The 19,308-nt window shown below is 64.0% G+C and carries 18 protein-coding genes; 13 read left to right on the top strand and 5 right to left on the bottom strand.

What is annotated here, in order from left to right; translation table 11 throughout:
- Positions 1 to 71: 71 nt before the first annotated feature.
- Complete coding sequence (locus HHL14_RS04855; protein WP_169496442.1) at positions 72 to 1,286, top strand: DUF2252 domain-containing protein; 1,215 nt, start codon at positions 72 to 74, stop codon at positions 1,284 to 1,286.
- 49 nt (positions 1,287 to 1,335) lie between these two features.
- Positions 1,336 to 1,491 carry a hypothetical protein gene (locus HHL14_RS04850; protein ID WP_169496304.1) on the top strand — a complete coding sequence of 52 codons (156 nt, stop codon included), beginning with the start codon at positions 1,336 to 1,338 and terminating at the stop codon, positions 1,489 to 1,491.
- An 18-nt stretch (positions 1,492 to 1,509) separates the two neighbouring features.
- On the opposite strand, the gene HHL14_RS04845 is transcribed toward HHL14_RS04850, so the two are convergent.
- Complete coding sequence (locus tag HHL14_RS04845; protein WP_169496441.1) at positions 1,510 to 2,505, bottom strand: helix-turn-helix domain-containing protein; 996 nt, start codon at positions 2,503 to 2,505, stop codon at positions 1,510 to 1,512.
- A gap of 96 nt (positions 2,506 to 2,601) precedes the next feature.
- Between HHL14_RS04845 and HHL14_RS04840 the strand changes: the two genes are divergently transcribed.
- Positions 2,602 to 3,846, top strand: coding sequence for a DUF1479 domain-containing protein (locus HHL14_RS04840; protein ID WP_169496440.1), 1,245 nt, complete (start codon positions 2,602 to 2,604; stop codon positions 3,844 to 3,846).
- Here the strand turns inward: HHL14_RS04840 and HHL14_RS04835 are convergent.
- Together HHL14_RS04835 and HHL14_RS04830 are read right to left on the bottom strand one after the other, a co-directional pair.
- Positions 3,806 to 4,225: an ester cyclase gene (locus tag HHL14_RS04835; protein ID WP_169496439.1), complete on the bottom strand. Its 420-nt coding sequence runs from the start codon at positions 4,223 to 4,225 to the stop codon at positions 3,806 to 3,808. The two genes, HHL14_RS04840 and HHL14_RS04835, sit on opposite strands and share 41 nt — an antisense overlap.
- 73 nt (positions 4,226 to 4,298) lie before the next feature.
- Positions 4,299 to 5,096, bottom strand: a complete 798-nt coding sequence (locus HHL14_RS04830) for a CTP synthase C-terminal region-related (seleno)protein (protein ID WP_206002207.1) — start codon at positions 5,094 to 5,096, stop codon at positions 4,299 to 4,301.
- Between the two features lie 336 nt (positions 5,097 to 5,432).
- On the opposite strand from HHL14_RS04830, the gene HHL14_RS04825 reads away from it, so the two are divergent.
- The 3 genes from HHL14_RS04825 to HHL14_RS04815 all read left to right on the top strand — a co-directional run bounded on the left by HHL14_RS04825 (position 5,433) and on the right by HHL14_RS04815 (position 9,091).
- Entirely contained in the window at positions 5,433 to 7,121 is a 1,689-nt protein-coding gene (locus HHL14_RS04825; protein WP_169496438.1) for a hypothetical protein, read from the top strand.
- 134 nt (positions 7,122 to 7,255) lie between these two features.
- Positions 7,256 to 7,942, top strand: coding sequence for an HAD family hydrolase (locus HHL14_RS04820; protein WP_169496437.1), 687 nt, complete (start codon positions 7,256 to 7,258; stop codon positions 7,940 to 7,942).
- A gap of 30 nt (positions 7,943 to 7,972) precedes the next feature.
- Positions 7,973 to 9,091, top strand: coding sequence for a RipA family octameric membrane protein (locus HHL14_RS04815; protein WP_456238710.1), 1,119 nt, complete (start codon positions 7,973 to 7,975; stop codon positions 9,089 to 9,091).
- Positions 9,092 to 9,188: 97 nt separating this feature from the next.
- On the opposite strand, the gene HHL14_RS04810 is transcribed toward HHL14_RS04815, so the two are convergent.
- Complete coding sequence (locus HHL14_RS04810; protein WP_169496435.1) at positions 9,189 to 10,319, bottom strand: MBL fold metallo-hydrolase; 1,131 nt, start codon at positions 10,317 to 10,319, stop codon at positions 9,189 to 9,191.
- 83 nt (positions 10,320 to 10,402) lie between these two features.
- Here HHL14_RS04810 and HHL14_RS04805 point away from each other — a divergent pair, with 83 nt between their 5' ends.
- Positions 10,403 to 11,017: a TetR/AcrR family transcriptional regulator gene (locus HHL14_RS04805; protein WP_169496434.1), complete on the top strand. Its 615-nt coding sequence runs from the start codon at positions 10,403 to 10,405 to the stop codon at positions 11,015 to 11,017.
- A 136-nt stretch (positions 11,018 to 11,153) separates the two neighbouring features.
- Here the strand turns inward: HHL14_RS04805 and HHL14_RS04800 are convergent, their stop codons facing one another.
- On the bottom strand, positions 11,154 to 11,729 hold the full coding sequence (locus tag HHL14_RS04800) for a hypothetical protein (protein WP_169496433.1): 576 nt from the start codon (positions 11,727 to 11,729) through the stop codon (positions 11,154 to 11,156).
- A gap of 424 nt (positions 11,730 to 12,153) precedes the next feature.
- Here HHL14_RS04800 and HHL14_RS04795 point away from each other — a divergent pair, with 424 nt between their 5' ends.
- The 6 genes from HHL14_RS04795 to HHL14_RS04770 all read left to right on the top strand — a co-directional run bounded on the left by HHL14_RS04795 (position 12,154) and on the right by HHL14_RS04770 (position 19,111).
- A complete protein-coding gene (locus tag HHL14_RS04795) occupies positions 12,154 to 13,581 on the top strand; it encodes a GH1 family beta-glucosidase (protein WP_169496432.1) in 1,428 nt (475 codons plus the stop codon).
- Positions 13,582 to 13,680: 99 nt separating this feature from the next.
- A complete protein-coding gene (locus HHL14_RS04790) occupies positions 13,681 to 14,919 on the top strand; it encodes an ABC transporter substrate-binding protein (protein WP_169496431.1) in 1,239 nt (412 codons plus the stop codon).
- 8 nt (positions 14,920 to 14,927) lie between these two features.
- Positions 14,928 to 15,899 carry a carbohydrate ABC transporter permease gene (locus tag HHL14_RS04785; RefSeq protein ID WP_169496430.1) on the top strand — a complete coding sequence of 324 codons (972 nt, stop codon included), beginning with the start codon at positions 14,928 to 14,930 and terminating at the stop codon, positions 15,897 to 15,899.
- Positions 15,896 to 16,810: a carbohydrate ABC transporter permease gene (locus HHL14_RS04780; protein WP_169496429.1), complete on the top strand. Its 915-nt coding sequence runs from the start codon at positions 15,896 to 15,898 to the stop codon at positions 16,808 to 16,810. Before HHL14_RS04785 ends, HHL14_RS04780 begins: the two co-directional genes overlap by 4 nt.
- A gap of 2 nt (positions 16,811 to 16,812) precedes the next feature.
- Positions 16,813 to 18,018: an ABC transporter ATP-binding protein gene (locus HHL14_RS04775; RefSeq protein ID WP_169496428.1), complete on the top strand. Its 1,206-nt coding sequence runs from the start codon at positions 16,813 to 16,815 to the stop codon at positions 18,016 to 18,018.
- Positions 18,019 to 18,058: 40 nt separating this feature from the next.
- Complete coding sequence (locus HHL14_RS04770) at positions 18,059 to 19,111, top strand: LacI family DNA-binding transcriptional regulator (RefSeq protein ID WP_169496427.1); 1,053 nt, start codon at positions 18,059 to 18,061, stop codon at positions 19,109 to 19,111.
- The last annotated feature ends 197 nt before the right edge of the window (positions 19,112 to 19,308 follow it).

Raw genomic sequence — 19,308 nt, 5'->3', positions numbered from 1 at the left:
ATTTACGTTTGAATTTGTCGCCGCCATCGAAGTCATAACGGCAGGATTGCCGCTCATTCAATGGAAGCCTTATGCCCGACATCGCGAAGATCATCGCCCAATTCAACGCCGGCCGCGACCCCGAACGGCTCGCGATGAAATACAAAGCCATGCGCGGTTCGCCGTTCGTGTTTCTGCGCGGCACCTGTCATCTGTTCTACGAACGGCTGCCGCGCACCAAGGTGCTCGACGACGCGCCGTCGGTATGGATCTGCGGCGACATGCACCTGGAGAACTTCGGCAGCTACAAGGGCGACAATCGCCTCGTCTACTTCGACAACAACGACTTCGACGAAGCCTGTCTCGCGCCGGCCCCGTACGAACTCGTGCGGCTGCTCACCAGCGTGCTGGTCGGCGCCGCCGATCTGACGCTGAGCCGCGCGCAGGCGCTCGCGCTGTGCCATACCGCGCTCGATGCGTACAGCGGCGCGCTCGCGCTCGGCAAGTCGCGCTGGATCGAGGCGGAAACCGCGGTCGGCATGGTGCGCGATCTGTTCGACGCGCTCGCGAGCCGCACGCGCGCCGCGCACCTCGACCGGCGCACGGTGCTCAAGGGCAAGACGCGCACGCTGAAAGTGGACGGCAAGAAGGCGCTGCCGGTCAGCGACGAACAGCGCGCGGCGGTGCTGCAGTTCATGCAGCAGTTCGCGGCGGGCGAACCGAATCCCGAGTTCTATCGCACGCTCGATGTCGCGCGGCGGATTGCCGGCACCGGCAGTCTCGGCGTCGACCGCTACGTGATTCTGGTCGAAGGCAAGGGCTCGCCGGACGGCAACTACCTGATCGACCTGAAGGAGGCGCTGCCGTCGTCGGCGAGTCCGCGCGTGAAGACCGCACAGCCGAAGTGGCAGACCGAGGCGCAACGCGTCGTCGAGGTGCAGCGGCGCAACCAGGCGGTATCGCAGGCGTTTCTGCATGCGGTCGACTTCAACGGGCGCTCGTATGTGCTGCGCAGTCTGCAGCCGTCGGAAGACCGCGTCGCGCTCGCGGACTGGGACGGCAAGCTGCCGCGGCTCGAAGAAGTGATCGACACGATGGCCAGCCTGAGCGCGTGGGCGCATCTGCGCAGCGGCGGGCGGCAGAAGTCGGCGATTGCCGACGATCTGATCGCGTTCGGCGCTCGACGCGACTGGCAACTGCCGCTGGTGGAACTCGCGACGCAATGCGAGGCGCAGGTGGCCGCGGACTGGAAGGCGTATTGCGAGGCTTACGATCGCGGCGTCTTCGATCCGGCTGCGAAAGGATGAAGCGTGGCGGAATCGCGCGCATGACGGCGCGCGATTTTTCGCCCCTTGATTGCTGGTCGTGCTGCTCGCGATTCCGCTCGCCACCGCGATGTCGAAGACCGGGCTTGCCTATCCGCTCGGCGACTACTGGAAGATCGGCGCGTTGATCGTGCTGTGGTCGATGGCGGTGGTCGTGTTCATCGAGCCGTTGTACTGGCGTTTCTAGCGTAACGCTACGCCGAGGTTACGCCGAAGGCTCGCCGGACGCGTGCGTCGCGCCACGTCGCCGACTGGTCGCGGTGCTCTTTTCCAACCGCTGCAACGACGGCGAACGCTCGGTGAGCTTCGGCGAGCTGCCTTCGTCTGCCTTCCGCGCATCGGTGAACTGCTGCCTGAATGCCGCCGGCGTGATGTTTTTCGTGGCCTTGAACTGGCGATTGAAATTCGCGGCGTTGGCGAACCCGGAGCGGGTTGCGATCACGGAGATCGGCAGCGTCGTGTCGGTCAGCATCCGGCACGCGTGGCCGATCCGCACGCGGGTGATGTAGCGCCCGACGCTTTCGCCGAGATGCTGCGTGAAATGCCGCGTCAGCGAACGCGCGGACAGACCCGATGCTTTCGCCAGCGTCGACAGCCGCAGCGGTCGCGCGAATTGCGTTTCGATCAACGCGAGCACGCGATTGATCTGGTCGGATTCATGGCCCGTCGGCGTGCCGGTTTTCGCGTTGAAAGCGGTGGGCGACGCGAGCGGTGTGGCCGGCAGTTCCGACAGGAAGTCGAGGATCGCCAGCACCGCGAGCAGGCGCTCGCGAGGTTGCTCGGACAGCAGGCGTTCCAGGTGCGTACGCATGCGCGTTCCCGCGCCGTCTTCGAACGCAAGACCGCAGGATGCCCGCCGCAACAGATCGCACAGCCCGAGGTATTCGGGGCAAACGTCGGCGAGTCGGCGGACCCACGCGCCGTCGAACCAGACGACGATCGCGACCTGTGGATCCGCGGCGTCGATCGAACGGTTCGACGCCCACGTATGCGGCAGATTCGGCGGCACCAGCACGAGATCGTCGGCGCCGTAGCTGGCCACCGAATCGCCGATGTAGCGCTTGCCCTGACTGTTCATCGTCAGCGTCAATTCGTACTCCGGGTGGTGATGCCATTCGAACGGAATGCGCGGCAGGCGGCGGTGATACACCCTGACCGAACAGTCGTGGCCGAAATCAACGTATTCGTAAGCAGCTTTCATGGCCAGAATCGAGAAGCATTTGGCCGGATAGTATCACGCAACTTCGCCCGTCTCGCGTACGCTCCGTCTGTCACAACACCGTATGGAGACGACGCCATGGCATTGCAGATCGACGACCTGCCGGCAGCCATCCGCAACGCGAAGCGTGAGCTGCGCGCGCGGCTGCCCAACTACCGCGACGTATTCGCCGAACTCGAAGCGGCGATGACGAAGGAAGCGCAACAGATCGCGGCGCTGCGCGAGCGCGGCGAAGCGGTGATTCCGGAAATCCGCTTCGACGACATCGTCGCGAACCGCGTCAGCGATGCGCAGATCGCGCTCGTCAAGGCGCGCGGCGCCTGCGTGATCCGCCAGGTTTTCGAGCGCTCGCGAGTGGAGCAGTGGGATCGGGAGATTGCCGAATATGTCGGGCGCAATGACCTCGATGGCCGCCTGCTGAACCGTGCCGAAGACAAATATTTCGGCCAGCTCGCGTCGAGCAAGCCGCAAATCTACGGCGTGTACTGGTCGAAGCCGCAGGTGCTCGCGCGCCAGTCGGCCGAACTCACGCAGGCCCGCGTGTTTCTGAACCGGCTGTGGCGCACCGAGAGCGAAGGGCGCGTGCATTTCGATCCGAACCACGTGCCGGTCTATGCGGACCGTTTGCGTCGGCGGCCACCCGGCTCGGAGTCGCTGGGCTTGTCCGCGCATTGCGACGGCGGTTCGGTCGAGCGCTGGATCGAGTCGAATTTCCGCAACGTGTATCGCCACGTTTTTTCAGGCCATTGGCGCGACTACGATCCGTTCGATGCCGCCTGGCGCACCGAAGTCGAGGAGATTGCATCGCCGGCCGTCTGCTCGATGTTCCGCACGTTCCAGGGCTGGACCGCGCTGACGCCGCAAGGCCCCGGCGACGGCACGCTGCAGTTGGTGCCGATCGCGAACGCGATGGCCTACATCCTGTTGCGCGCGCTCCAGGACGACGTCGCCGACGACGACCTGTGCGGCGCGATGCCGGGGCGCGCGCTGTCGATCAAGCCCGAGTATCACGCGCCGCTGTTCGACGCGCTTTCGTCGATCCCGTTGATGCAGGCGGGCGACACCGTGTTCTGGCACAGCGACGTGATTCACGCGGTCGAGGATGCGCATCGCGGCACGGGCTACAGCAACGTGATGTATATCGCCTCGCTGCCGGCCTGCGCGAAGAACGATGCGTATCTGAAGCGGCAGTTGCCGAGTTTTCTCGAAGGGAAGAGTCCGCCGGATTTTCCGGCCGATCATTTCGAAACGGATTTCGTTGGTCGCGCGACGGCGGACGATCTCACCGCGTTGGGGCGTGCGCAGATGGGCTTCGATTTGTGAGTGTGATGCGCGTGATGGGCTCTGGCGAGCGGACGGGCAGCCGTCGTCGCTCGCCGGTCCGTGATGGGCGGTCAGCTTGCGCCGCAGCAAGGTCCGCAACGTTCACCGGCAACCCGAGAAACACGCCGACTGGCGTGCAGTCGAAATGCAGGCGGCTAGCGATATCGGGCGGTTCGCAAACGAGGATTCGAATCTCGAAGCGCAGGTTCGGAATGTCGTGGAAATCTTTTTCGAGCATCTCGCGATAGCCCGACAAACCGATCCGCTGGCCGTTGTATTCGACGTCGTCGCCGACGAATTCGCCCAGCTTCGCCCAGTCCCGAGCATTCAGACAGGCGATATAGCCGCGGTAGATTGCCGAAAGATCGAATTCGCTCATCGCAACCGGCCTCCATGCTTTAGCGGGTGAGGGGATTGTCGATCATCCGGCGCTGCGGCGTTCGCATTGCACGTTACGCCGCGCAGGCCGCGACAAACGCGTCGACGAGCGGCGCGGGTTGATCCTTGAGCGCGGCGCGTTCGGGCTGAAACAGCGTCGCGACGAAGAACGGATGGTGATCCAGTTCGACGGCGCGTACGTCGCCGGCCGCATCGTCCGCGGTGGCCCGTAACGGGCCGGCAACCAGCGCACTCCGGAACTCCGGGTTCAGCCCATAGCGGCAACGATAGCCTTCCGATGTTTCGCCGACTCCATAAGCAACGGCGATGCGCGTGCCCGGAAACAGTCGCACTCGATCCTCGGTCTCGACCAGCGCGCATGCCAGTGGCGAGATGACGGCGCGCACGGCATCCGGCGCCGTTTCCGCGTGTTCGGCGTCGGCCCAGCCGAGCACGTTGCGAGCGTACTCGATGACGGCGTGCTGAAAGCCTCCGCAGGTGCCGAGAAACGGTGTGCCGTTCTCGCGGGCACGGCGAATCGCCAGTAGTGCGCCTTCGGTGTGTCGATAAGGACTCGCGGGGACGCACCAGATGCCGTCGAACAAATCGACGCGCGATGTCGATTGGATTTCCACGGTCGGAATCCATTCGAAGCCGACCTCTATGCGATGCCTGGCGGCGGCGCGTTTCAATGCGTGGGGAATCGCCTGGTGAGCGGGCACCGATTGATCGTAATCGCCGATCAGACCGATCGTCACTTGTTTTTGCATCGTCGTTGTTCTCCTTGCTGGTTGCACGGCAATGGCTGCCGATCGGCGTGCTTCGCCGAGGCGCATCGAGTACATCACGATGGTAACAAGCGGCTCGATCATTATCGTCGGACCGATGTAAAACATTTCGTACTCGGCAACCCAGAATTTGATGGCGCCGCCTCCGACGCAGCTGAAAACGGATCGGCTTTATCCGAGCCACAACCACCCCGACGCTTTCCTGAAGAGCACCTTAAGAATTAAAAATAAAGATCAAATCGCCGGAGTATTTTTTCGCCATGCTTACGAATAGAAAATGATTGACCTTATTTGACCTGACCCGACTGCCAGCTTCGAGAAAGCTGCACGCCATTAAGTGTTCATCAAGCGTCACTAGATTTGACTGGCTTTATTTCTATTACACGAGATAAGGTCCTGTCAGATCCCTACGGAGACGCAATGAAAACAGCAAATTCTCACCCGCTGGTCCGCAATCTGATTTCTGCCGCGAGCCTGTCCCTCTTCGCCGTCACGCTCGTTGCCGCGAGCACCGTTGCCCAGGCGCAGCCGTTCGGTCACGACGGCGACAGCCGTTTTCAGCCGGGCATGCTCGTGGTTAGCCGCAGCGTGTACGACAATCTGTCGAGCAACGTTCAAGTCGGCACAATCCTGCCGCCCAACTGCGCGAGTACGCAGGGCGGCTGCAGCGCAGCGAGCGGCGCGCCTGCCGACGGCACCTACCCGTACGTGTGGAATAACGACGGCTACGATGCCGCGTTCGGCATCACGGCGCGGATCTTTCTCGACCAGATCACGCCGGGCGGTGGCGTCGTCAGCACGCTCGAAGTACCGAACAGCCTGCAACATGGAGTCGGCCACGACCAACTGGTGACGAGCTTCAGTTCGAAGTCGGAACTGGCGCTGCATCTGTCCACGGATGGCAAGTACCTGACGTTCATGGGCTATGTCGCGCCCGTGAATGTGATCGACGTGTCCAACTCGAACACGCCCGGTGCGACGGATCTGACCAACCCGGTCGGGCAGAGCTTTTATCGCGCGGTCGCCCGCGTCGATCGTAACGGCCATTTCCGCTTCACGGAAACCAATGCCTATAGCGGTAACAACGGTCGTTCAGCGATCCTTAACAACAGAAATGGGCAGGACATCATCTATACGGCGGGTAATGCGGGTAATGGTTCGAATCCGCAACCCGATGGCGTGATTCTCGGTGCTGGCGCGCAATTCATCGATGCGTCGAAGCAGCACGAGGCCCAGCAGAATCCGGGCACGCCCACGCCGCTCGCGAGTTTCTCCGTCACGGAACTGGGCGCGAAAGCCGACAAGATCGGCAAGGACGACAATTTCCGCGGCATGACCCTCTTCAACAACGTGCTGTATTTCACGAAGGGCAGCGGCAGCAACGGCGTGAACACGGTCTACTTCGTCGATACGACGGGCACTGCATGTCCGAATGGCGTCGGCGTGCCGGCCGCGCATGCGGCGCTGCCGACCGCGCCGCTGTCGTACAACGCGGCGACGCTGCAGAGCAGCGGCCTGCCGAACAACATGTGCATCCTTGCCGGTTTCCCGTCGACGCCGACCAAATCGGCGACCACGATCTCGTACCCGTTCGGGCTGTGGTTCGCCGACGCGAATACGCTGTACGTCGCCGACGAAGGCGATGGCTATACCGGTGGAAGCGACCTGTACACGCACGCGGCGGCGCAGTCGCATGCGGGTCTGCAGAAGTGGGTGTACAACGCGGGCACGAAGACGTGGACGCTTGCCTATACGTTGCAGAGTGGCCTTAACCTCGGCACGCAATACACGATCAAAGGCTATCCGTCCGGCTCCAATGCGGCGACGGGACTGCCGTGGGCGCCGGCCACCGACGGACTGCGTAACCTGACCGGCCGCGTCGACGACGACGGTACGGCGACGATCTGGGCGATCACGTCGACGGTCAGCGGTAATGGTGACGTGGGCGCCGACCCCAACCGGCTCGTCGCGATTCGCGACGTGGTGAAGAACACCACGGCCGCCGGCGCGACGCAGGAGAAGTTCGTCACGCTGCGCAGCGCGAGCTACGCCGAGGTATTGAGAGGCGTGTCCTTTGCGCCGGGTGCCGATCGCGACGGGCGCTTCTGATCCGTCTGCCTGCCTGCCTGTCTGTCCGGCAGGCAGGAACGAGCGTCTGTGCGGGCGCGCAGACGCTCTGCGCGAAACTAACGTGCTACTCTCCCCGGTAAGCCAATTCGCTTTCAACCGCGGCAGGAGCACGCATGATCAGGCATCTCGACGAGGCGCGCGTGGCGTTCTTTGACGTCGACGGCGTGCTGCTGGATTCACTGCCCCAGCATCTCGCGTTCTGTCGCGACAAGGCGCGCGAGTATGGCCTTGAAAACGTCAAGGTGCCCAGCGTTTCCGACTTCAGGAAGCTCATCGGCGCGGGCGTGCGCGTGAGCCCGATGTACGACTTCTTCGTGGCGGTGGGTTTTCCGCCGCACTGGGCCGAGCAGGGCGTGGCCGATTACGACCGGGACTTTCTGAACGGTTATCGGCCGCGGCCTTTCGACGGCATCGCCGAACTACTCGGGTCGCTCGACAATGCAGGCTTCACGCTCGGTCTCGTCACGCTCAATGTACGGGCCAACGTCGAGCCGGCGCTCGGCAGGTTGATGCGGTATTTTGAGCCGCGCTGCACGTTCTACTACGACTCGTACCCGGGCAACGCGAGACTGAAGAGCGAGGCTCTGAAGGCCGGTGCGCAGGCGTTGCGCGTGGCCGCTTCGGACTGCATCTATGTGGGCGACCAGACGGGCGACTGGCAGGCGGCCGACGCGGCCGGTTTCCTCTTTGTGCCCGTCACCTACGGTTGGGGCTTCGCCGGGTCCGAGCCGCTAAACAACGCCGTCGATAGTCCCGCGGCTTTGCAGAGACTGCTGATACCGCGTCGCCATTTCGCGTAGGTTCCGATTTCATCAACGGCGAGGCCCACGATGAGCACACCCGGTTCGAACGATACGAATAACGCGAACACTTCGAACGACCCGCCGTCTCCAGCCTCTCCAACGCCGTCAGGCGCTCCACCTGCCGGCAATGTTTCGGAGCTGACGAAGCTCCAGTTCGACTATGCGTGGAAATGGTTCGATTTTCACGCGGAGCAGCGCACCAAGATGTTCAACTTCATGATCGTCGGCCTGGGCGCGTTAGCGACTGCGCTCGCGACAACGTTGCAGCACGAACAGGTGCTGGTCACGCGAGTGATTTGCGGATTGGGATTTGCGGTCGCACTGATTTTTCTGTGCATGGACCTGCGCAGTCGCGATCTGTACGACCTCGCGGGCAGGATGCTGCTGGATCTGGAGGAGACCTCGATCTTCGCGGACAGACCGTTCTTCAAAGACGACGCGCCGACCCCCATCCCGTTCGGCATCTACAAGCGTGTCGACTTTCACTCGAAGTCCGGTTGGCGCAAGGTGGTCAAGCTGCGCTTCCTGATGCCCGCGGTCGCGCTCCTGTTTGCGCTGTTCTTTCTCGTCATGTTCATCGGAGCCGGCTTCTGGGGCAAGGGTAGTGACGACTCGTCCCGGCAACCGCAGATCTGTATTGCGGAGAGCAGTTGCCCTGCCGGCGCGGGTGGACCTGCTCCGGTGGCGAACAACGGTACGCTGATCCTCGCCGAGCGTTTTCCTGTGTTCGAGAAAGGCTTGTACCGGATGGACTGCGGCACGGACGAAGCGAGGGCGAAGCTCGCGCGCATCCACGATGCCATCGCACACGCGGTACAAGGCCGGATGAAATCCGTCGTGTTTCTTATCGGCAGTACGGACCGCACGCCGCTGACGAAAAAGTTCGCCGCTCAATTCGAATCGAATAGTGCGCTCGCGAGTGCCCGCGTCGCGACGGTGGAAACCTGCCTGCGCGCGACGTTCGCCGCGGACAAGCCGCTTTTGGCACCGGCTCCGGAAATCGAGCGATTCGTATCGGGCCCGCACTATATCGCCAACCCCACCGGCCCCGATCGCGATGCCGAGAGTCTGATGGCCGCCGATCGGAATGTGAATGTGCTGGTGCTGGGCTTTCCAGTCAGTGAGCCGGCGCAAAGCGCGCCGTGAGCATGATGTGCGGGGCGCGAGGCAGCCCCGCAGCGACTCGATGGCGACGAACGCCGCGTCCGACGCGGCACCCGCATTCGCCACGGATCAGAACGAATCAGGACGAATCCGCGCTCTCCGCATGACGCGACCCACACCACCGCCGCGCCGTCTTCGGCGCGGCCACGGTTTCCGTCACGTCGCGCCACCAGCGTTCGCCGCGATGCACCGCATCCAGATCGAGCCGCTCGCCCATCCGCGGTGTCGAAAGCTCGACGCCGCGCGCGAGCGCCAGCGCCGTGACCCGTTCGAACGGCTCCTGCCAGCGATGCATCGCGAGGTCGAAGGTGCCGTTGTGAATCGGTACGAGCCAGCGGCCGCGCAGATCGAGATGCGCCTGCACGGTTTCTTCGGGCTGCATATGAACGTAAGGCCACAGCGCATCGTAAGCGCCGGTTTCGATCAACGCGACGTCGAACGGTCCGAGCCGCTCGCCGATTTCCCGGAACCCGGCGAAGTAGCCGGTATCGCCGCTAAAGAACACGCGCAGATCGTCGTCGACGATTGCCCATGAAGCCCACAACGTGCGATTGCCGTCGAGCAGGCTGCGGCCGGAAAAGTGCTGCGCGGGCGTCGCGGTGAACCGGATCCCGTCGATTTCCGTGCCTTGCCACCAGTCGAACTGCCTGACCTTCGCCGCGTCGATACCCCACTCGATCAGCCGGTCGCCGACGCCGAGCGGCGTCAGAAACACCTCGGTGCGTTGCGCCAGCGCGAGCACGGTGTCGCGATCGAGATGATCGTAGTGATCGTGCGACAGGATCACGCCGCGCAGCGCCGGCAATGCGTCGAGCGCGATGGGCGGCGCATGAAAGCGCTTTGGGCCGAGATTGCGGAACGGCGACGCCCGCTCGGCGAACACCGGATCGGTCAGCCAGAAATGGCCGCGCAGCTTCAGCAGCAGCGTCGAATGACCGAGCCGGTAAAGGCTGCGGTCGGGGGCCGCGTCGAGTTGCGCGCGGGTCAGCGTGTCGACGGGCAAGGTGCCGCCCGGCAACGTGCCGCGCGGTTTGTTGAAGAGCACCGTCCACGCGATGCCGAGCGTCTTGCGCAGGCCTTCCGCGGGGCGCGGTTTGACGTTGCGGAAACGTTCGCCGTCATGCTGCGGCGAGAGGCTGAACATTGCGCGGCTGCGTTGCACGGCATTGACGCCGAGCATACGGCGCACGAGAGCGGGAAGCGACGTCATCGAATGGACCTTCCGGAGAAATGTACACTCGGCAGTGTAGTTTATTTTCGAGAAAAGTAAACTGGCCAGTGTAAAATCCTTTCATGGAAGCCAGCTCTACACCTCAGCGTCTGACCGACCGCAAGCGCGTCGCGATCATCGGCGCGGCCATCGAGGAATTCCTCGCGGCCGGCTACGACGCCACCAGCATGGACCGCATCGCCGCGCGCGCGAGCGTGTCGAAGCGAACGGTCTACAACCATTTTCCCAGCAAGGAAGCGCTGTTCGCGGCGATTCTGCATCGGCTGTGGGACGCGAGCGAGGAGGGCGATGCGCCCGCCTATCGGGCCGACAAGCCGTTGCGCGGACAGTTGCTCGATCTGTTGGCGCGCAAGCTGCGATTGCTTAACGACGAGTCCTTCCTGTCGCTCGCGCGGGTGGCGATCGCGGCCGGGCTGCATTCGCCGGAGCGCGCGCGGGACATGGTCGCCCGCATGGGAGAGCGCGAGGAGGATCTGACCGCGTGGGTGCGCGCCGCCACCGCGGACGGTCGCATCAAGACCGACGATCCGGTCTTCGCGGCGCTGCAGTTGCAGGCGCTCGTCAAGGCCTTTGCATTCTGGCCGCAAGTGACGATGGGGCAGGCGCCGCTCGACGACCACGAGCAGAAGCGGATTGCGCAGACGGCGGCGGATATGTTTCTGGCGCGGTATGCGTGAGTCGAATCCGCGAGTAGCCGGGCGAGCTGCTGGCCATGACGACGGAGCTGTCGCGGAGACGGCTTCTCCGCGAGCGAGGATTCGGCGAGTCAAGCTCTAACCTCGGTCGCGAGAGGCGAAGCGCGCGTGCTGCTCGTTAGCGCCTGGCAGACTTCAGGCTGGCGTACGCATCCGCGCAGGGATCGCGGGAAGTAGTGTCCGTGTACAGCACGGCGTGCGTATAGAGCGTGCGCCTCGCGAAACGCAGCACGGGGCGAATCAATTCCACCTGCACGCCATCGCCGCTGGCGGCATTGCCGATCTCCTTGGTGCGGCACACGATGCCGTCGCGAACCTGTTCGGTCCGGTAGGGGGCGGCCATGTCGTCGAGGATGAACATGATGCCGAGTCCCGTCACGGGCAGACTGAATACCGCGAGTATCAAGGGGGCGGTGAGTGCCGCTCCCGTCGCGATTCCAAGTGCCTTGGGGCGAAGTGCAAAACTGGCGAACGACAGATAAGCGTAGCCGGCCACGGCGCCGAATATCATGCCGACGTTGAGCGTGCGCGATTGAAAAGAAAATCCGCAGGCCGCCATGACGAGCGTGAAGCATGTCAAGGCTGCCGCGATGACATACGTCCTGCTGCGCAGGCTGATGCATCCCCACGCGATGAGAGCGGCTAACGCGACGGCCACGGCGGTGACCACGGCGCGAATGAAAATGGTCGTCAAGGTGCTCCCCGATTCGATACCGTTTTTATTCGAAGGGCGCGATGTCAGGCAGGCACCCTGTTATCCGCGTCGATTGTCGACGATCGGTACGTCGGCGACAACCGCGCGTTTCGCGTCCTCTCCACCTCACGCGGCGTTTTTCGAACCGGCATCGCCACGCCGCTTCGGCTTTTATCGTGAGCGGCAAGCCGTCGGCGCGTGTCGAACTCATGCGCCGATGCCCTTCGCATCGCCGTGGCAGACGTGCCAGCACCGCTCCAGACAAACCCTGATTGCTGCTGCGATTTCTGCGCTGCTATCTTTCGCTGGTTCGTGTGGAAGCGCTTCCACTCAAGATGTTTCAACTGCCTTTCGACTGACTTGAAGGGTAGCGCGCCGCCTTCCGCCACACCCGGTTCAACGACCTCATCGCAGGAGAGAATCCGTGGAAAACGAAGCATCCGCAGTCATCGACGCCGTCCATTCAAACGCTCACGGCGACGCGCATTCCGCCCCGCATTCCGACCCGTTCACGCCGCCCGCCGATTCGTCGCTCTGGCGTCAGGACTTTCTGCTCGGCGCGGCCACCGCGTCGTATCAGATCGAAGGCGCGGTGAACGAGGACGGCCGTCTGCCGTCGATCTGGGACACCTTCTCGGCGACGCCGGGCAAGGTGCTCGCCGGCGACACCGGCGCGGTCGCATGCGATCACTATCATCGCTGGGAACAGGACGTCGACCTGCTTGCGGGGCTCGGCCTCGAAGCGTATCGACTGTCGACCGCATGGCCGCGCGTGATGGACGAAAACGGCGCGCCGAATCGCAAGGGGCTCGACTTCTACAAGCGCCTGCTCGGCCGGCTCAAGGAGAAGGGCGTCACGACCTTCGTCACGCTGTATCACTGGGATCTGCCGCAGTATCTGGAAGATCGCGGCGGCTGGCTCAATCGCGATACCGCGTATCGCTTCGCCGACTACGCGGACCTGATGAGCCGCGAACTGCACGGCATGGTCGACGCGTGGGCGACGCTCAACGAGCCGTGGTGCTCCGCGTTTCTCGGCTACGGCAATGGCCATCACGCGCCGGGGCTCGCGAACGCGCGTTATGCGACCCAGGCGATGCATCATCTGCTGCTCGCGCACGGTCTCGCGATTCCGGTGCTGCGCGCAAACGATCCGCATTCGCACAAGGGCATCGTCGCGAACGTCGGGCGAGGCACGCCGAACAGCGACAGCGCCGCCGATCGTCGCGCCGCCGAACTGTTCGAAGTGCAGCACAACGCGTGGATTCTCGATCCGCTGTTCAAGGGCGCCTATCCGCAGGCGTTGTTCGAGTTGTGGCCGGGCACCGAGCCGCTCGCGCTCGACGGCGACATGCAGACGATCGCCGCACCGCTCGATTTTCTCGGCATCAACTACTACTTCCGCACCAACGTCGCGAGCGACGGCGCGCACGGTTTCAAGGACGTCCCGCTGGCCGGCGTCGAGCGCACGCAGATGGGCTGGGAGGTGTACCCGGACGGCCTTCGCGATCTGCTGACCGGCTTCCGGGACAGCTACGCGAACCTGCCGCCGATCTACATCACTGAAAACGGCATGGCGTCGAACGACCAGGTCGTCGACGGCCGTGTCGACGACACGCAGCGCATCTCGTTCCTGAAGCGCCATCTCGCCGCGGTCGATCAGGCGATCAAGGCCGGCGTCGACGTGCGCGGCTATTTCCTGTGGTCGCTGATGGACAACTTCGAGTGGGCGTTCGGCTACGAGCGGCGCTTCGGCATCGTGCATATCGACTACGAAACGCAGAAGCGCACGATCAAACGCAGCGCCGAGCTGGTATCGAAATTCCTCGAAGATCGCAACGCACGGGCGTAATAAACACAATAAAAAACGGCGCAACATCGATGTAAAACCGGGTGGAGCTGGTTTGTCTTTCGACTTGATACACGGGCTAGCGAGCCCGGAGGAGACGGAATGAACAGCAGCAAAATGGTCTTGCGAGGCGTCGTCGCGGCACTGGCGCTGTATGGCGTCGTCGCGCAGGCGGAGCCGCTGAAGGCCAACGTGATTCACTGGTGGACCTCGGGCGGCGAATCGGCCGCGATTCGCCAGTTTGCCGATGCATACGACAAGGCCGGCGGCCAGTGGGTCGACAACGCGGTCGCCGGTGCGGATCAGGCGCGCTCCACCGCGATCAACCGGATCGTCGGCGGCGATCCGCCGACGGCCGCGCAGTTCAATACGTCCAAGCAGTTCCACGACCTGATCGACCAGGGACTCCTGAATAACATCGATCAGGTCGCCAGCAAGGAGAACTGGGCTGGCATCCTCCCGCAGTCGATTCTCGACAGCATCCGTGTGAAGGGCCATTACTACGCGGCGCCGGTCGACATCCATATGCTGGCGTGGTTCTTCTACTCGAAACCGGTGTTCCAGAAAGCGGGCATCGCGAGCGAACCGAAGAGCTACGACGAATTCATCGCCGACCTGGGCAAGCTCAAAAGCGCGGGCGTGATTCCGCTCGCGTTCGGCGGCCAGCCGTGGCAGGAAAAGATCACCTTCGACGCGGTGCTCGCCGAAGTCGGCGGCCAGGATCTGTATCTGAAGGTCTATCGCGATCGCGACGCGAACGCGGTCAACTCCGACGCGTTCCGGAAGGTGCTGGTGTCGTTCAAGAAGCTGCACGAGTTCGTCGATCCAGGCTCGCCGGGCCGCAACTGGAACGACGCGACCGCGCTCGTGACCTCGGGCAAGGCCGGCGTGCAGATCATGGGCGACTGGGCCAAGGGCGAGTTCGTCGCGGCCAGGCAGACCGCGGGCAAGGACTACGGCTGCTTCCCGGGCTTCGGCGCGCACTCGCCGTATCTGGTGACGGGCGACGTGTTCGTGTTCCCGAAGACCGACAACGCGACCGCTATCAAGGCGCAGAACCTGCTCGCCACGGTGATGACCTCGCCGTCCGCGCAGGTCGCGTTCAGCGCGAGGAAAGGCTCGATTCCGATCCGGCCCGACGTCGATGCGAGCAGCCTCGACGTGTGCGCGCAGGAGGGCATCGCGATCATGAAGGACAAGTCGCGCCAGTTGCCGAATCCGGAAATGCTGGTGTCGCCGGATACCCAGGGCGCGCTGACCGACGTCGTGACGAACTTCTGGAACAAGAACCAGTCGGTCGACGACGCGCAGAAAGCGTTCGCCAGCGCGTTGAAGAGCTAGGTCCCGCGATGCGCGCACTCAAGCTGCCGGCCGACGGTTCGACACCGCCGCATGGTAAATCGCATCCCGGGCAACACGCCGGGCCGCAGCACAAGCCGCTGAAACGGCGGTTTTCGCTCGCGGTCTGGGTGGCCCTGCTGCCGATGCTCGTAACCGTCGTGTGCGCGTATCTCGGCACGATGGTCTGGACCGCGCGCGTGTCGCTCACCAGTTCGCGCACCTTTCCTTCCAGCAACTTCATCGGCTTCACGCAGTACGAGCGGCTGTTTCACAACGACCGCTGGCTCGTGTCGTTGCAGAACATCGTGATATACGGCACGTGCTTCATCGTCGCGTGCATGGTGATCGGTTTGCTGCTGGCGATCTTCATCGATCAGCGCGTGGTCGCGGAAGGCGCGTTGCGCACGGTGTTTCTGTATCCGTACGCGATGTCGTTCGTCGCGACCGGGCTCGTGTGGCAGTGGATCCTCAACCCCGAGCTCGGCGCGCAGCAGGTGCTGCATCGGCTCGGCTTCACGCATGCGCGCTTCGACTGGATCGTCGATCAGGACTGGGTCATCTACACGATCGTGATCGCCACCGTCTGGCAAGCGTCGGGGCTCGTGATGGCGCTGCTGCTCGCGGGTCTGCGCGGTATCGACGACGAGTTGTGGAAGGCCGCGCGCATCGACGGCATTCCGCGCTGGCGTGTGTACGCGAGCATCGTCGTGCCGATGCTCGGCCCATCGATCTCGACCGCGTTCGTGCTGCTGTTCGTGATGGTCGTGAAGCTGTACGACGCGGTCGTCGCGATGACTCAGGGCGGCCCCGGCACCGCGAGCGAAGTGCCGGCCAAATTCATCATGGACTATCTGTTCGGGCGCGCGAACATCGGCCTCGCGTCGGCCGCGTCGATCGTGCTGCTCGCGACGGTGCTCGCGATTCTCGCGCCGTTCTTCTATGCGCGCAGCCACGCGGCATTACGCGGAGGGCGAGCATGAATACGCTCGACGCCTCGTTGAAACGGCCCCCTGGTCGTGCACCGGCGCGGCCGCGCCGCTCGGCGCTGTCGCCCGCGCGTCTGGGCATCTACGCGTTCCTGCTGACCGCCGCGGCGTTTTTCCTGCTGCCGCTCTACGTGATGCTGGTCACCTCGGTAAAGCCGATGAGCGAGATCCGCCTCGGCAATCTGCTCGCGCTGCCGACGCATTTCACGCTCGACGCGTGGAGCGCCGCGTGGCAATCGGCCTGCACCGGGCTCGACTGCAACGGCATTCGTGTCGGCTTCTGGAACTCGGTGCGTATCGTCGTGCCGAGCACGCTGCTGTCGATCGTGGTTGGCGCGGTGAACGGTTATGCGCTGAGTTTCTGGCGCCCGCGCGGCGCCGGCCTGCTGTTCGGCGTGCTGCTGCTCGGCGCGTTCATTCCGGTGCAGGTGATGGTCTATCCGCTCGTGCGCGTGCTTGCCAGCGTGCACCTGTTCAGCTCGCTGCTCGGCATCGTCGTGATTCATACGGTGTTCGGCATGCCGGTGATGACGCTGCTGTTCCGCAACTACTACGCGTCGATTCCGCAGGAGCTGTTCAAGGCCGCGCGCATCGACGGCGGCGGCTTCTGGCGCATCTTCTTCCAGCTGATGCTGCCGATGTCGACGCCGATCGTGGTCGTCGCGATCATCATGCAGGTGACCGGCATCTGGAACGACTTCATTCTCGGCCTCGTATTCGCGGGCACCAAAAACCTGCCGATGACGGTGCAGCTGAACAACATCATCAATACGACGACCGGCGAGCGTCTCTACAACGTCAACATGGCGGCGACCATTCTGACGTCGATGGTGCCGCTCGGGGTCTACTTCATTTCGGGCCGCTGGTTCGTGCGCGGCATTGCGTCGGGCGCGGTCAAGGGGTAGGCATGGCAAATCTGGCTAATACGATGAATGCATCGATCGACACGCTCGCGGATGCGGCCAACGTGAACGATGCCGCCGGCGCGCTCACGCACCCGGCCAACGTCGCGATCCGCAATCTGACGATCCGCCTCGGCGCGAACACGGTGATCGAGAACCTCGATCTCGACGTGCTCGCGGGCGAGTTCGTCGTGCTGCTCGGGCCGTCGGGCTGCGGCAAGTCCACGCTGTTGCACAGCATCGCCGGACTGATCGACGTCAGCGACGGCAGCATCGAAATTGCCGGCGAGGACATGACGTGGGCCGATCCGAAAGATCGCCGCATCGCGCTCGTGTTCCAGTCGTACGCGCTTTATCCGACTATGAGCGTCGAGCGCAATCTATCGTTCGCACTGCGCATCAACGGCACGCCGAAGGCGGAGATCGCGCGGCGTGTGGCGCGCGCCTCCGAGATGCTGCAACTCGGCCCGCTGCTTAAGCGCAAGCCGTCGCAACTGTCGGGCGGGCAGCGCCAGCGCGTCGCGATCGGCCGGGCGATCGTGCGCGAAGCCGACGTGTTCCTGTTCGACGAACCGTTGTCGAATCTCGATGCGAAGCTGCGCACCGAGTTGCGCCGCGAACTCAAACAACTGCATCAGCGCCTCGGCGCGACGATGATCTACGTGACGCACGATCAGGTCGAGGCGATGACGCTCGCAACCCGGATGGCCGTGATGCGCGGCGGCGTGATCCAGCAGTTCGGCACGCCGGCCGAGGTCTACGCGCGGCCGAATAACCTGTTCGTCGCGACCTTCCTCGGCTCGCCGGCGATGAATCTGCTGAAGGGCACGCTGGAAACGCGCGACGGCGCGACCTGGTTCCGTACTCCGCAGTGGCGGCTCGACGTGTTGGCCTACGCGTTCAGGGACGCGCCCGCGCAGAATCGGCCGTGCGTGCTCGGCATCCGCGCCGAAGACGTGCGCGTGAGCGGCGTCGCGGACCCGGGCGCGAATGCGGCGGCGGACTCGAACCCGAGCGGCACCGACCGCGCAAAAGTTTCGCTGGTGGAACCGATGGGCAACCACCGGGTGATCTGGCTCGACTATCATGGCGAGCAGATCGCGTCGATCGATCAGACCAGAGCGCCGCTCGCCGAAGGCGACACCGTGGCGTTCTCGCTCGACGCCGCGCATGTCTCGCTGTTCGACGAAGCGGGCGGTGCGCGCCTGTAACGCCCGCCGCGTTCGCGCAGGGCGGCTCGTCGAAGGCTTGATGGAGAACCGCGTGGCAACTTTGAAGGATGTCGCGGAACTGGCCGGCGTGGGCATGTCGACCGCCTCACGAGTCATTTCCGGCAAAGGGCCGGTTTCCGCCGATGCCGCCGCCCGCGTGAGGGCGGCGATCGAGGCGCTGAACTTCCGCCCATCGTCGATCGGCCGGGCGATGGCGACGCAGCAGCTCGGCATCATCGGCATTTTCGTGCCGACGTTTTTCGGCTCCTACTACGGCACGATCCTGAAGCAGACCGACACCGAACTGCGCGCGGTGCACCGCCACGTGGTGGTCGCGACCGGTTGCGGCGAAGTTTCGCCGCGCGAGCAGGCAATCGAAGCGGTGCGTTTTCTGATCGGCCGCGACTGCGACGGCGTGGTCGTGATGAGCCACGATCTGCATGACGAAGACCTGATCATGCTGCATCGGATGCACCCGAAGATGGTGTTTCTCAATCGCGCGTTCGAGCAGTTGCCGGAGGCGTCCTTCTGCGCGGACCACTGGCGCGGCGGCGAACTGGCGGCGCGCACGCTGCTCGAATTCGGTCATCGCGAGATCGGCGTGATTGCCGGGCCGGCCACCGCGTCGGACAACCGCACGCGGATCGACGGCTTTTTTGCGGAGCTGGCGCGGGCCGGCATCGCGCGCGACGCGGTCACGCTGATCGAATCCGACTTCTCGCCCGAAGGCGGTTACGCGGCCGCGCAACAACTGCTCGATTCGAAGCGGCGCGTCACCGGCCTGTTCTGCGCGAACGACACGATGGCCGTCAGCGTGCTCGCGCGCTTTCATCAGGCGGGGCTGTCGGTGCCCGACGACATTTCGGTGATCGGCTACGACGACGATTACTCGGCCCCGTACACGGCGCCGGGGCTCACGTCGGTGCATATTCCGACCGCCGAACTCACGCAGAACGCGGTGCGCTGGCTCGTCAACCAGTGCTACGGGACGACGTGGGACATCTTCCGCGAGTTTCCGGTCAGCGTGACGATGCGCGAATCGGTCGGGCCGGTGTCGGCGGCGAAGAAGAGGGCGCGTGGGGCGGCGCGCTAGAAGCGGCCGTCTAATTTGGCCGTACGAGAGAGAACACGGACACGGGCGGGGCGGTTTCCGGTTGTCACTCTCTCGTTTGCGCGATCGGCGGACGCGCCGAGTTACCTGGAAGCACCGCGCACAGCGATACGCGACAAGGCTTTGCGCATTTTCGCCCGGCGCCACAAGCATTATTTCGAGTCATTTTTCCGTGCTCC

Source organism: Paraburkholderia antibiotica (assembly GCF_012927125.1).
GTDB classification, from domain to species: Bacteria; Pseudomonadota; Gammaproteobacteria; order Burkholderiales; family Burkholderiaceae; genus Paraburkholderia; species Paraburkholderia antibiotica.
This window is presented reverse-complemented; position numbering and strand designations above follow the sequence as displayed.